The 14,305-nt window shown below is 48.8% G+C and carries 8 protein-coding genes; 5 read left to right on the top strand and 3 right to left on the bottom strand.

The genetic code is table 11. The features are described from left to right. The first annotated feature begins 50 nt into the window (after window positions 1-50). Both ACO08I_RS10045 and ACO08I_RS10040 read left to right on the top strand, forming a co-directional pair. Entirely contained in the window at window positions 51-2,135 is a 2,085-nt protein-coding gene (locus ACO08I_RS10045) for a gliding motility-associated C-terminal domain-containing protein (RefSeq protein ID WP_421949237.1), read from the top strand. A 195-nt stretch (window positions 2,136-2,330) separates the two neighbouring features. Then, window positions 2,331-3,011 (top strand): hypothetical protein, encoded by a 681-nt coding sequence (locus ACO08I_RS10040; protein WP_421949236.1) that lies wholly within the window; start codon window positions 2,331-2,333, stop codon window positions 3,009-3,011. Window positions 3,012-3,227: 216 nt separating this feature from the next. Here ACO08I_RS10040 and ACO08I_RS10035 read toward each other — a convergent pair whose 3' ends face one another. Beyond that, window positions 3,228-4,343 (bottom strand): ATP-binding protein, encoded by a 1,116-nt coding sequence (locus tag ACO08I_RS10035; RefSeq protein ID WP_421949235.1) that lies wholly within the window; start codon window positions 4,341-4,343, stop codon window positions 3,228-3,230. A gap of 1,205 nt (window positions 4,344-5,548) precedes the next feature. Here ACO08I_RS10035 and ACO08I_RS10030 point away from each other — a divergent pair. Together ACO08I_RS10030 and ACO08I_RS10025 are read left to right on the top strand one after the other, a co-directional pair. Next, window positions 5,549-7,762 (top strand): M4 family metallopeptidase, encoded by a 2,214-nt coding sequence (locus ACO08I_RS10030; protein ID WP_421949234.1) that lies wholly within the window; start codon window positions 5,549-5,551, stop codon window positions 7,760-7,762. 117 nt (window positions 7,763-7,879) lie between these two features. Next, window positions 7,880-8,569: a hypothetical protein gene (locus ACO08I_RS10025; RefSeq protein WP_421949233.1), complete on the top strand. Its 690-nt coding sequence runs from the start codon at window positions 7,880-7,882 to the stop codon at window positions 8,567-8,569. 411 nt (window positions 8,570-8,980) lie between these two features. On the opposite strand, the gene ACO08I_RS10020 is transcribed toward ACO08I_RS10025, so the two are convergent. Both ACO08I_RS10020 and ACO08I_RS10015 read right to left on the bottom strand, forming a co-directional pair. Then, complete coding sequence (locus ACO08I_RS10020; protein ID WP_282775546.1) at window positions 8,981-10,729, bottom strand: peptide MFS transporter; 1,749 nt, start codon at window positions 10,727-10,729, stop codon at window positions 8,981-8,983. 109 nt (window positions 10,730-10,838) lie between these two features. Further along, the gene (locus ACO08I_RS10015; RefSeq protein WP_421949232.1) at window positions 10,839-12,995 is read right to left on the bottom strand and encodes a peptide MFS transporter; all 2,157 of its coding nucleotides are present in this window, start codon (window positions 12,993-12,995) and stop codon (window positions 10,839-10,841) included. Window positions 12,996-13,436: 441 nt separating this feature from the next. Between ACO08I_RS10015 and ruvA the strand changes: the two genes are divergently transcribed. Continuing rightward, the gene (gene ruvA, locus ACO08I_RS10010) at window positions 13,437-14,033 is read left to right on the top strand and encodes a Holliday junction branch migration protein RuvA (RefSeq protein WP_282775548.1); all 597 of its coding nucleotides are present in this window, start codon (window positions 13,437-13,439) and stop codon (window positions 14,031-14,033) included. The last annotated feature ends 272 nt before the right edge of the window (window positions 14,034-14,305 follow it).

Below are 14,305 nucleotides of genomic sequence, written 5' to 3'. Positions count from 1 at the left end.
GCACATTGAAAACTCCCACTCCGGCATTATAGTATTAAATGAGCTAACCCATGCCAGTTATTTACCGCCAATCTGTACGGCTGATTTTTTCAATCCTTGGTCTCCTCCCGCAATACCTGTCCGCCCAAAACCTCGTGATTAACCCTTCCTTTGAGGAATATTTGGATTGTCCGACTGGGGTGGATTTGACGGGCACACATACCGGTATGGACCTTGTAGTGGGGTGGACGACGCCAACCGTTTCTTCGGATTACTATCATGTCTGTGGAGATGAATGGGCGGGGGTGCCTTGGAATTATGGAGGTGGATTCCAATATCCTCGTAGTGGGAATGCTTATGCAGGGTTCATTATTCAATGTGTTGGCTGTATCCCATCAACTGGAGGAGAATATATCCAAGGAATCTTGTCATCGCCATTAGAAAAGGACTCCATTTATAAAGTTGAAATGTATCTTTCTCTCAAAGAAGGTTATTATCAGGCTACTAGTGAATTTGGTATTTTGTTCACAGATACACTGTTAACTGTAGAAATGGACTCTTTTGATTATGCCAGTAAACGCCTGGTACACCTGTCCCCCGATTTAAGCAATGATCCGGACTTCTTTATTACCGATTACGAAGCCTGGACCCCCCTGCGGTGGCTGTACAAAGCCAGGGGAGGAGAGCAGTTCTTTACGATGGGGTCCTTTGCAACCGATGAGGAAGCAAATGTGGTACTTTTAGACTCCGGATCAAGTAGACAAACGTGCTACTATATCGACGATGTCCGAATAGAACACCTATCTGCTGATATCGCCAATCTTGGGCTATCTGATACGGTACTCTGTGAGCAGCCCTTCAGCACGGAGCTGTCCGTAGCGGGCCCCTACAGCAGCTACGCCTGGAGCACGGGAGACACCACAGGCAGCATCACAGTAACAGAGCCGGGCGTGTATACAGTAGAAGCCGTTTACGAGGAATTTGTCATCCGGGACACGGCTATCGTGCAGTACCTGCCAGTTGAAGAATTTAGCCTTGGGCCGGACACCACTGCCTGTCAGTCGCAATTGCCCCTGGTGCTGAGCGGCCCAGCCGGTTTGGGGCATTACAATTGGAGTACGGGCGACAGCAGTCAGCACATTCTGGTCAGTGCCCCGGGCCTTTATGCCCTGAGCTCCTCCTACGCCTGCGGCATTGGGCGCGACACGATTGAGGTAGCCATTGATACCCTGCCCGCTTTATCGCTGGGGCCGGATACTTTGCTTTGTCAGAACCTGCCATTGGAGTACACCCTGTCCGCTCCCGGCAGTTTTGATGCCTATGCCTGGAGCACAGGTGCAGCTACCCCGCAGCTACAGGTAGATACGCCTGGGCTTTATACCCTCACGGCCAGCCACTACTGCGGTATACAAGCGGATACTATTCAAATCCTGCAGCAACCCATACTAAGCCTGGGCCTGCCATCGGATACGCTGCTTTGTCCAGGAGCCCCGTTGTTGCTCGGAGGAGCGCCTGGCTTTGATGCCTATCAGTGGTCGCCCGGCCCGGCGGAGCGCAGTATAATCATTACCTCGCCCGGTCTCTACCGCCTTGATGCCAGTTATGCCTGTGGCCCTGTCAGTGCTACGGTAGAGGTCGTGCCCTGGGAGGCCATCCCACTGGGTATGCCCGGGCAGGTCAGCCTTCCTTTGGGCAGCAGCGTGCCGCTTTCAGCAGCGCCCGGCTACGCCCGCTACACCTGGTCGCCCCCCGAAGGGTTGAGCTGTTCCGATTGCCCCGCACCAGAGGTGAGCCCGGTGGTTTCCACTACTTATACCCTTCAAGCCGAAAGCCCGGCCGGCTGCCTGGCGGAGCAAACGGTAGAGGTATTTGTCACGCCCCGCCGGCGTATTTACGCGCCCACCGCCTTCAGCCCCAACGGAGATGGCCGCAATGATGTCTTTCAACTTTTTCCCGGCCCGGAAGTTATGCAAATCACCACTATGGAAGTCTATCACCGGTGGGGCGGCCTGGCCTACCGGGGTACAGCCGGCTGGGACGGCAGGGCAGAGGATGGGCAGGCTGCCGAAGCCGGCCTCTACGCCTGGCGCGCCCGTGCCCTGCTGCTCGATGGTCAGGAAGTAGAGCTGAGCGGGGAGGTGCAGTTGGTGCGGTAGGCTTTAGGGCTTTGCAATACTTTGATGAAAATGGTTAGGTACACAAAAAGTAATACCTAACAGATAGCGGAATGTTTAGCACATAAAGTTAAAACTGCCCTCCTGATTTCCAAAAAGAACGAGTAATGCATCTTTGCATTCTCTTTTCAAGGGGAAGGAGCAATTTCGGAAATCAGGAGGGCCAAAAATATAGCCATGAAACAGGACTTCAAACGCACCTTTACAGCCTTACTCCTACTGCTCAGCGCAAGTGCCCTGCACGGGCAGACCTACCTCAGTTTGCGTTTGGGAGGTGGTGTAACGGAAATAAAGGGAGGTGATTTTCACATAGCTTCTTTACCCGATTATTACGAAGTTAGAGATCGGCATCTGCCGCATTGGTCGGTGGGACTAGGCGTAGAAAAACAGGTCAGCGAAGCGCTCTTTCTTTCCTGGGCGAACAGCTATTATTTTGATCGGGTATTTGAGATGTCCGTATTTGGCCACATTGGATATAGTTTTCACCGCTTCAATAGCTGGCGTACGGATTTTGCTGTCAAGCGGTCATTTGCAGATGCATTCTTGATAGGCGCCGGGCTTGGTCTAAACTATATTCACAACCCTAGGATAAGCGTAGATGGGGAAAATTATTCGGAAGTCAGGAATTTTGAGGGCAACGCTCCTGATCATCGTTATTTCGAGTACACCTCACACCTGTCACTCGCCTACTGGTACAAAAGGTATATGGTAGAGCTGTCCTACATTCATGGCCTGGGGCTGAGGAACAGGGAGCGGGAAATGCTCCGCCCGATCAATGAGCTCAACCTCACGCTCATCCTTCAGTTCAAGGCGCCGTGGTCTGGTAAAGGGCGTAGGGGGATGGAGCTTCGGTTTTGAAGGCTTATTTTGTATAATCTTAAGGCTAGTTGGGCATATTCCAGTGTCTATACCACTTCCCTGGACGTCCACTGGAACTGGATTTTGGTGAGTGATGGGGGCGTGGTGAGCCCCACTTGTTAAAGTCCCAAGCCTGCACATCGCAAACTCCCACTCCGGCATTATAGTAATAAACGAGCTAACCCATGCCAGTTAGGTAGATGGAAGGACCGGTATCTACTTAATAAATGCTCTAAAGTTTTCTCTGTTAATCAGGAACCCTTCGGCATCATAAGCTTTAGTGAAAGTACTTGATATCTTAACCTTCTTATTTGGGTTCCATTTAAATTCGTAGGCTTTCAAATTCAGCCCTCTTTGCTCAACGTAATCAATTTCCTGCTGCTGGTTTGTTCTCCAAAAAAAAGATTTTGCAAGGGTGAATTTATATTTATTCATTTTTATTCGCTCTGAGATAAGAAAGTTCTCCCAAAGTTGTCCGACATCTGATCTTAATGCCAGGTGGTCCATGGCACCAATTACAGCATTCCGGATACCATTATCATAAAAATAGATCTTCCTCCCTTTTTTGATTTCATTTCTAACATTTCGATTAAAACTTGGTAGCCTAAACACGACATACCCTTGTTCCAATATTGTTATGTACTTCTCGATGGTGTTCCGGTCCACACCCACTAACTGGCTCAACTCATTGTAACGGACTTCACTTCCGATTTGTAGAGCCAATGCCTGAATCAGCTTATCCAATACCTGAGGTTTTCTTATTCCAGCGTAAGACAAAACATCTTTGTATAAATAACTGCTAACCAGATTTCCCAAAATTTCCGGCTCTTCATTAGGATTGTTGATTACGTCAGGGTACATGCCATATACCAATCTTCTTTCTAATTGCTGATCGGCTTCAATAAACCCTACATGATGCTCAAATTCTTCCCAGCTTATCGGAAATAGTTCGTATTCCCATTTCCTCCCGGTAAGTGGTTCATTGAGCTCATTGAACAGTGAAAAGGAAGAGGAGCCGCTAATCCATAATTGAACATCCTTTAGCTGATCAATTATTATTTTCATCGTTAGGCCTATATTGTTGATCCGCTGTGCTTCATCAATAAATACGACTTTGTGATCGCCTATAAAGGCACGGATTTGATCCGTATTTGGGGTGTCCAATAATGTTCTGATACGTGGGTCGTCACCATCAAAAAATTGATATCGCTCGTTCCTGAGCAATTTTTTGATCAATGTCGTTTTACCAACCTGCCGGGGCCCAATTATAATAATCGCCTTTCCTCTACCGGCTTTTCCGCTTATGCGTTCTGCAAGTATTCGTTCAATCATACTATAAACATAGTGAAATATGAATAGAATCTTAAAATAGTATGCTATTTTGTGATTTAGAATTTGAGGCACGATGGTATGAAGGGAATCTCTGGCGTCTAATACTGGAACTGGCATGGATGCGGAAAATGCAGGAACCTTGGGGGCAACGCTCCCCATCACCGTTATTTCGAGTACACCTCACACCTGTCGCTCGCCTACTGGTACAAAAGGTATAGGGTAGAGCTGTCCTACATTCATGGCCTGGGGCTGAGGAACAGAGAGCGGGAAATGCTCCGCCCGATCAATGAGCTCAACCTCACGCTGATACTGTCGATTAAGTGGTTTGCCACAGCAAACCTACTCAATGCTTGCCCGTATCCCTTCGCCTTTGGGCTTTGACCACCTTAAAGGCAGGAGGGTCAGCATTTACGCTGAGAAGTGGCTTGCGCTTGCCCTGATAAGCTTGACTTCATCAGCGGCCTGTCCTGACAAGCTATGCTTCGTCAGTGGCCGATGTCGCAAATCCAAGATCCCAGACGATGAATGTCTGGATCAACGACCCAGACGATGAATGTCTGGACTGTAAGCCCGACATTTATCGTTCCCCGTGCTGGCCGTCAGCGCCAGTAGGTGACCACTTCGTATTGCGTATATCCTTCAGTTCAAGGCGCCGTGGTCTGGTAAAGGGCGCAGGGGCATGGAGCTTCGGTTTTGAAGGCTTATTTTATATAATCCAAAGGCTAGTTGGGCAGGTTGCATTGCCTGACCCCACTTCCCTGGACGTCCACGGGAACTGGATTTTGGTGAGTGATGGGGGCGTGGTGGGATGAAAAGCGGTTTTTTTTTGTGCAATTACATTAGCGAGCGCTGCCTGAGCAGTGATTTGGCTATAGCTACAAGCTTGATTATTAACTCAATATCTTTTCTTCCGTTTGTAATTGCCGAAAATCTGCCCTGTCTTTTTTTGGGGAAAGTGTCACAAAAAAGTTTCCGGAGCCTTCTTATCTTTAGGGTGACAATAGGATAAGCGCTTATTCTAATCTCTCAAGTTTTAAACACTGAACAATGAACTTGCTTAATCTTTCGCGTGGCGCTGTTATTACAGAAGTCACACACACATTCCATCCGCCGAAGCCAATAGGCGAAGGAGGACACACACACACACACACACACACACACACAGCGTTCTTAAGTTTCTGCTAGCAATAGTGCTCTTGTTTATAATGACTAATGCTTCCTCTGCTCAAAGAGAGGGCGAAACAAATAGCTATAGAGCTTGGTCTACCTGTGATAGCTACAATGGATTTTTTGATAAGGAGGCATTAGAAACAATGGAGTATATTTCTGATACCATTTATCCAAGTGGCCGGATGATAATCAGAGCTGACCACTGGCACGAGCTGGGAGGCGTGGATAGCATCAGCAGTATGATGGGGCTGAATAATGATTATAGTTTTCAGCTGGTAAAAACACAAAAGAGCCGGGGCGATGATGGAATCAGTTATTACCGTTATCAACAATATTATAAGAACATTCTGGTTGAAGGGGGAGGATTCACGATTGCTGCTCTGGCTGGACCAGGTCCAGGCCCTGAAAACCCCTGTTTAGAAGTGAAAATGCTTTTTCCGTTTGTTGCAACAGAGGTACACTCGATAGACCCTATTCCATTGAGCTCGATTTCAGTGGCAAATACTCTGGGGAATTACTATGTAGCCCAACCTCAGGCAAGCCTGTCTGTTTTAGATACCAATATGAGCATCTGGCCCAATCTTCTTAATGACTGTGCTTACCATCTAGCCTGGGATGTTAACTATATTATTGATGGTGAAAGCAAAAGGGCATGGGTAGATGCCAAAAGCGGGACGGTGCTTAATGTAACCGACGGATCAATGAATTTGGTTGCTCCTATGGAAACACCCGGATATGGGCAACTTCCTGGAAACACCAATGATTTGAATGATTCGTTTGACGGATCAGCAACCCGGCTAATTAGTGAAAACCTGGATTCGGAGGTAAGAACTTATGATTTTGGTGGAAATATGCAAGAAAGACCCTTGAGCATTAATCTCAGTGAATGGCCTGACGCCTTTATACCGTCAACTAACCTCCTTCAGTGGGACGGGACTATAGCCTCTCCTCATGTTTATCAAGCTCATTTTGCAACTACGGAATGCGTAAAAATTTTCTCCTCCTCTTTAGAAATAGATTTTGGCACGGTCCGGGTTGCTGTGGATGAAAAGGAAAACGCAATAGCTTACAGTGAATCCACTGATTTTAGTGCCTTTATAGCTCTAGGCTTCCTAGGAGGGTCAACTACGGCTATATTTGATATCGTTGCCCACGAACTAGGTCATTGCTATATGTTTGGGGAGTCGCTGGAATATACAAATGCAGGAAATGAATCCCTTCACGAAGGTATCGCAGATATGTTTGGTACCTATGTCGAGTCCGTTATACAAGGCACAGTCGATTGGGTAATAGGTGATGATGAGTCGGCTGTAGCTACAGAAGTAAACAGAGACTTAGCCAACCCTGAGTTCAATTGTTTTTCGGATGTTGAAAGTTTACTTCAACCACACACGAGGTCCACCCCACTTAGCCATTGGTTTTTCTTAGCCAGTGAAGGAGACCCCGCTCTGGGCATCAACTCGCTGGGCATGGAAACGGTTTTAGGCTATATCATGGATGCCCTGGCAGCGAATTCCTCATTAAGTGATTACGGCGACCTTAAAGATGCGGTTTTAGGGGTGGTTGAATTGCAACACAGTGTATGTTCGGAAGAGTACACTTCGATCGCTAGAGCATGGAATGAAATCTGTGTGGGTAATACACCTATTTGTCCATACACTATCACTGGAAATCCTATTGTTTGTGAAGAAAACAATGTCTTGTTGTTATGTATCAATGGAGGGATACCTAATGCTACGTACAGGTGGTATATTCCTGGAGATGCGAACTGGACGGCTAACGGTCAATCTGGTACGAACTTATTTGAAGGCAATTGCTTGTACGTAACTCAATTTGATAATTACCCTTATTACCCTCAATCCTTTGAAATTGACATATATTCTCCTACAGTAGGCCCTGCGTACAATCAGTCCATCACGGTGAGGTTAATTGACTGCGACGGAGATGACCCCACTTGTTGGGAGTACTATGATAGCCTGCAGCCATTGATGCACAATGATGAAGGGCAACATGAGAGTGCTGTCGAACACCGCCTGGGTAAAACCCGGTTTACCATAGATCAAAACCTACCACAGCAATCAGTGTACTGGATTAAAGGTTACGACATCATGGGAAGGCTGGTTTATGATGGGCTCTTCAAAGATATAAGGGATGAAGGTCTCCCCAGCCGATACGGCATGCTAATGTTGCAATACTTTGACGAAAATGGAAAATGGTTAGGCACCCAAAAAGTAATGCCTAACAGATAACATAAAGTTAAAACGGCCCCTCCTGATTTCCAAAAAGAACGAGTAATGCATCTTTGCATTCTCTCTTCAAGCGGAAGAAGCAATTTCGGAAATCAGGAGGGCTAAAAAAATAAAGCCATGAACCATTACTTCAAACGCACCTTTACTGCCTTACTCCTACTGCTCAGCGCAAGTGCCCTGCACGGGCAGACCTACTTCAGCCTGCGGCTGGGAGGAGGATTGACGGATATTGAAGGAGGGGATTTCCATGTAGCAGGACCTCGTCCAGATTGGTACGATGTGGACGCACAAACCCTAAGGCACTTGTTGGTTGGTTTGAGCGTAGAACAACAAATAGGCGAAGCGCTATTCTTTTCCTGGGCGAACGGCTATTATTTTGATCGTGTATTCAGAATGCGGACAGATGGCATCGCTAGTATAAATTTTCATCGCTTTGATAGCTGGCGTACGGATTTTGCTGTTAAGCGTTCAATTGCTGATGCATTTTTGGTAGGAGCTGGACTTGGGCTGAACTACATCCATAATTCTGAGATAAGTACAGATGGAAAAGATTACTGGAAAATCACGAGTTACAATTACCGTGAAAACGCTCCTGATCATCGCTATTTCGAGTACACCTCACACCTGTCACTCGCCTACTGGTACAAAAGGTATATGGTGGAGCTTTCCTATATTCATGGACTGGGGCTGAGAAACAGAGACCGTGAAATGCTTCGCCCCATCAATGAGCTCAACCTCACGCTGATCCTTCAGTTCAAGGCGCCGTGGTCTGGCAAAGGGCGCAGGGGTATGGAGCTTCGGTTTTGAAGGCGCTTTCTTGGTTTAAACTCAGGCGACGATTTTGGAATCGTGGCCTGAGCATAAGACGTAAGGTTGTCTGTCAGGCCGCCCCCCGTATAGCTACGTGGCTAAAGTCGCCACCTGATTTGAAATGGAAAGCATCCCACGCCGATCACCTGAGTGTTCACAGAAACTGGATTTTGGTGAGTAACGGGGGCAGTAGCAGACTTCTTTTCATTGCCCCTACTGCCTTAGGCAACTGCAACAAAAACGGCAGGCTTCATAGTAAGTGGTGTCGGTTATCCTCATTACTATATGATATACCTCTTCAAAACAGCGGTAAATCCGCTGCCTTCAAAGTTTCAGAAGGGAAGAAATAAAAACCGGGCTGTTGCGCCAAATAGCAACAGCCCGGTCCCTCAAGATGTGTATCGCTACCTAGCGCACACCATGCATCAGGCGCTTGAGCAATGGATTGAGCGCCATCACCAGCAGCCCGGAGGCAATAGGGACTATGGTGAAGATCAGGAAAAACGTACTCAGAGAGTACTGCGAGACGATCGCGTCAATCTTACCGCCCATAAAGTGTGCCAGCTTATTGCCGATGGCAATGGCCAGGTACCAGATGCCAAACATAAAGGCAATCATGCGGCCCGGCACCAGCTTGCTAAGGTAGGAAAGCCCTACCGGTGACAGGCACAGCTCGCCCAAAGTATGGAACAGATAAGCCAGAATCAGCCAGATCATACTTACGGCTGCGGTCTCTGCACCCTGAGGAATGGAAAGGGAACCGAAAACCAGGAAACCAAAGCCTACGCCCAGCAGGGACAGCCCGATTCCGTACTTCACCGCCGCAGAAGGGTTGTACTTGCTTTCCCACCAGCGGGAGAACAAAGGCGCAAACATGATGATGAACAGGGAATTCAGAATGGCAAACCAGGTGGCGGGTACCTCTGTCCCTGTATTGGAAAACTCCCGCATTAGTTTGTAAATCACGATCCCCCAGATGATCACAAAGCTCAGCCCCAGGATAATATTGGAAAGCGTGATCTTCTTGTAGGTCATCCGGAAAAGGCTGTAAAGCACCCAGGTGATGATCGCCAGTGGTATGATGGTGATGATCGTATCCACGATCTTGAAAATCATGGCCGTATTGCCAGCCAGCGCACGGCTCGTATAGTCTTTGGCAAAGATGGCCATAGAACCAGCCGCCTGCTCAAAAGAAGCCCAGAAGAATACGGTGAAGAAGGCAAAAATGGCCACCGCAATCATTTTATCCCGCACCAGCGGTGTGTAACGGGTCAGACGGGAAATAAGCAGTACAAGGAAGGCAACCAGAGCCGTCAGTATCACGGAATTGGCCACAGTGCCTTCTGCTCCGCCCGGCAATATTGGCATTTCCCCGATCTTGGACAGGGGATCATTGAAAATCCAGATTACCGAGAGCACCACAAAAGCGCCGATCAGAATTTTGTCCAGCAGGGTGAAAGGGTTGAGCTTGTCGCCCTCCGGTATCTCGAGCTCTTCATCAGTAGTAGCTTCCGGCTTGTCGCCAATGCCATCAAAAATGGGCTTGGCGAAGTAGAACTGAAGCATGCCCAGAAACATAAAAATACCAGCCAGGCCAAAGCCAAAGCTCCAGGCTACCTTCTCACCCAGGTACCCGCAAAGCATTATGCCCAGAAAGGCGCCGGCATTCACACCCATGTAGAAGATGGTATAGGCGCCGTCTTTTTTCTCCGGGAAGTTTTCGTACATCTTGGAGATGATGGAGGTCATATTGGGCTTGAAGAAGCCGTTGCCAAAGATCAGAAATCCAATACCAATATAGAGGAAGAGCGGGGTCTCCACGGCCATAGAGGCGTGGCCCAGGGTCATCAGCAATGCCCCGATAACCACCGCTGAACGATAGCCGATCATCCTATCAGCAATGTATCCGCCTAGAATTGGCGTGAGGTAGACCATGAGCGCATAGGTGCCTAATAAAGAAAGGGCATCCTCCCGTTCCCATCCCCAGCCGGGGTTCTCTACATCAATAGCGCCAATGAGGAAAATGACGAGCAGGGCCCGCATACCGTAGTAGGAAAAGCGTTCCCACATCTCCGTGAAAAACAAAACGAATAGCCCCGAAGGGTGCCCGAGCACAGTTCCGTGTTTGGTCAGGCTGTTCAATGATCCGTTCGACATAAGTGTTTTGCTGTTTTTTGTTGGCCCCGAAGCAGGGCTTGCAGATTCGTAATTTGGTTAGATGACAAAGCCTCCGGCCTTTCCAAAAGAAGGCTGGAGACCAGGGTTTTTATGATTTCGGAGGGTTCAGCATAGATCCGTCATCATCCTGTGTAGGATTGTCCTCGTCAGTCTGATCAGCAATTTCGTACCCTTCCTGCTCCTCGAAGTGGGTGTCGGTGGTGTCCTCCGCGCCGTGGGTCAGTTTCTTCAGGCGCTTGAAGAAGAGCAACAGCAGCACGCCAAAGGCTGCGGTAAAGATGAAGATGCCGACAAAGGTCTTATACTCCTGCTGATTTTGAAGTTCAAAGAGTTCAATTTCGCCACTGTATTTGCTGATATCGACCTTAGCGCCACCGTCTTTCATGGCGGCTTTGGCTTCCTCATCATAGGCCATGCGCACCACTGCCGTCAGTTGAGCATCTGATGCCGCCCCTTCTTCTTGCAGGTATTCGGTCAGTAACTGCTCATTTTCGGGCGAAAGCTGCAGCAGTTCCTTTACGTCCACACCGCCCTCGCGGAGCACCACCTGCCCGCCTTCCAGGTAGGCATTGGCCGTGAACTCAAAATCATCGGCTTTCATGATGACCGTATCTGCAACCAGGTCATATTCCACCGGAGAAGCCACCAGTTCCGTACTCACGGTTTCCAGCTGAGAAGACTCCCCGATGGCACCCGCCACCTTATTGCCCAGGCCGGTGGCCGCAAAATAAACCCCCATCATAATGGAGACATACTTGACGGGCGCTACTTTCGTGATAAAGGACAAGGCAACCGGTGAAGCACAAAGCTCGCCCAGCGTATGCAGCAGGTAGGCCAGGATGAGCAGATAGAGGGCGGCTTTATCGCCGTATTGTTCCACATCCGCACTGGCTTTCGCCATAAACAGGAAGCCTGCGCCCATAATAATGGTACCCACTGCCATTTTCACCAGAGATGAACTCTCGTAGCCCTGATGCTTCCACCAAATCCAGAAGCTGCCCACCAGCGTACCGAAAATAATGATGAATAAGGCATTCACCGACTGAAATACCGATGCCGGGATTTCATACATCTCTGAGGTATACAAATCCGACCGGTAGAAGCCATAGCCTGCTAAAATGAGTGCACCAATCGGCAAAAACAGGTAGTACGTATCTTTTTTCTGCAGGTAATGGATGATGCCTAGGATCACCAAAATGCCGCCGGCTCCGTAAAACAGCAGATCAATGGTGAGGAAGTTCACCGTCCGGTCAATCTTGTTCAGCGTGTAGATATTGAGCAAACCACCCGCCTGCTCGAAGGCACCCCAGAAGACAATAATGATCAGGAAAGACAGGATCAGCACGATAAAGCGGTCTTTCTCGATACTGTTGATCTCCTTGTAGATCATCATCATCAGCCCGGCTACGATAGAAAGGAAAAGGAACAGCGCTGTGTAGAGGTAACGGTCTGTGCCTTCAAAAGCGGTAAATGCCAGAATCGAAGAGCCGAAGATAAGCCCCACTGTAATGGCCAGCTGCACCGGGCTCCTGAAGAGCTCCTGGAACAAATCGCCAAAGGAGGAATCTGCTGCTTCTCCGGCTGCTTTGGGGGCTTTGCTCGGCGGCTCGCCTACGCCTTTCAGGTATTTTTGCCCCAGCATGAAAATGACCTGCCCGAGGAGCATGCCAATACCTGCCAGTCCAAAGCCATAGTGCCAGCCGATGGTCTCGCCCACCGCACCCACAATGAGGGAGGACAGGAAGGCCCCAACGTTAATACCAATATAGAATATAGTAAAGCCCTGATCGCGCCTTTCATCACCTTGCTTGTACAAGCCGCCCACCATAGTGGAAATATTGGGCTTCAGCCCGCCTACGCCAAGAATGATGAGGGCCAGGCCCGTATAAAAAGCCCAAATAGCCTCAATAGCCAAAATACCGTGCCCGGCAACCAGCGTCAAGCCACCGTAGAGCACCGCCTTCTTTTGCCCGATAAACTTGTCGGCCAGAATACCACCGGGTATAGACATCACATACACCAGCATGGTGTACCAGCCGTAAAGGGCCAACGCCTCAGAGGACTCCCAGCCCAGGCCCGGGTTGTCTCCGGTAGCGGAGCTGATAATGTAAAGGACAAGGATGGCGCGCATGCCATAGTAGGAGAAGCGCTCCCACATTTCGGTAAAGAATAGGACGAAAAGCCCAATCGGGTGCCCAAAGAGTGAGGGCTGATTGTCAAAGTCAAAGGTGTTCGCTTTCGACATGTGTAATTGTAGTTTTAGCTAAGCCGGGGTCTTCCCGGTGTGGTTCTTCATTTCTGTTGCCCGATGAGACGGCGCTGCAAAACGAGTGTAAAATAGATACTTTTGGCTGAGCCTGCCTAATATCCCATCTATTATTTTGCAGTTCAGGCAGTTCACAGACAATCACTTTCAGCGCATTTCCCTACGGATATCGCATAAAAATAAACAGCCTTCAATAGATCAAAAAAATGAATAATCAGCTGACTTCATCTGCAGCAAAAGCCTGCCCCCCCTCTGTATGCCATGCCTCTGCATCCCATTTCTCCGCGACCTTCGCGTGCCTTTTCTCTGCGTCCCTGCGTGCACGCTCTCCACCACTCCTATTTTATGTTTCCACCAGAACTTCTTACCTTCGCATTCCAATTACCTGAAACAGGTTGCTTACCTCACCTCATTTTAATCATGATCACGTATATCAAAGGGAATATAACCCACAAAAGCCCGACCTATGTCGTAGTGGAAGCCGGTGGTATCGGTTACCATATCAACATAAGCCTGCACACCTACGCTCTTATCGAAAAGCTGGAGGCCGTCAAAATCCTGACCCATCAGCACATCAAGGAAGACAGCCACACGCTCTACGGGTTTTCCGAGTCTGTTGAGCGTAACCTGTTCCGCCACCTGATTTCCGTATCCGGTGTGGGGCCGAGCACCGCGCAGCTGATGCTCTCTTCTATGACACCAGACGAGATGCGGGCCTCTATCATTGGCGAGGACGTGGCCGGGCTCAAGCGTATCAAAGGCATTGGTGCGAAAACCGCACAGCGGATCATACTCGACCTCAAGGACAAACTCCTCAAGGACGGGGGCGACGAAAACCTGCCAGCCAATGTGCAACAGGCAGACAATACGATCCGGGAGGAGGCGTTATCAGCTTTGGTTGCGCTTCAGTTCAACCGCATTCATGCGCAAAAAGCCCTGAACAAAGTGCTGAAAGCCCAGCCCGGGATTGGGCAGGTGGAAGCCCTGATCAAGCTCGCGCTTAAGGAGCTTTCTTAGGACCATCATATGGCGAGGTGATTCTTTGAATGTTCCGTAACCAAATCTATTTTGCTTTGGTTGCCCCTGTTGAAATGCGTTACTTTGCGCCGTCTTTTAAGACAGGACAGGAGGCTTCCGGAGTTTCCCAAAAGCAGAATGTTAAAGTTATCGGGTGGGGTAAAATATACCCGCCACCTTCGTTTATAGGTGAAACACCCTGAAAATTGTGTTCGTAAAAGGATTAGGATTAACAAGATTTTAACCCTTTTGATGCCCAGACTTTTGATTTT

Source organism: Phaeodactylibacter xiamenensis, assembly GCF_965229835.1.
Lineage (GTDB): Bacteria > Bacteroidota > Bacteroidia > Chitinophagales > Saprospiraceae > Phaeodactylibacter > Phaeodactylibacter xiamenensis.
Note: the sequence above shows the minus strand (reverse complement) of the source record. Positions and strands in the feature narration are given on the sequence as shown.

Coding starts and splice junctions, on each gene's coding strand:
- ACO08I_RS10045 (WP_421949237.1), top strand. CDS start 51: ATGCCAGTTATTTACCGCCAATCTGTACGGCTGATTTTTTCAATCCTT.
- ACO08I_RS10040 (WP_421949236.1), top strand. CDS start 2,331: ATGAAACAGGACTTCAAACGCACCTTTACAGCCTTACTCCTACTGCTC.
- ACO08I_RS10035 (WP_421949235.1), bottom strand. CDS start 4,343: ATGATTGAACGAATACTTGCAGAACGCATAAGCGGAAAAGCCGGTAGA.
- ACO08I_RS10030 (WP_421949234.1), top strand. CDS start 5,549: ATGACTAATGCTTCCTCTGCTCAAAGAGAGGGCGAAACAAATAGCTAT.
- ACO08I_RS10025 (WP_421949233.1), top strand. CDS start 7,880: ATGAACCATTACTTCAAACGCACCTTTACTGCCTTACTCCTACTGCTC.
- ACO08I_RS10020 (WP_282775546.1), bottom strand. CDS start 10,729: ATGTCGAACGGATCATTGAACAGCCTGACCAAACACGGAACTGTGCTC.
- ACO08I_RS10015 (WP_421949232.1), bottom strand. CDS start 12,995: ATGTCGAAAGCGAACACCTTTGACTTTGACAATCAGCCCTCACTCTTT.
- ruvA (WP_282775548.1), top strand. CDS start 13,437: ATGATCACGTATATCAAAGGGAATATAACCCACAAAAGCCCGACCTAT.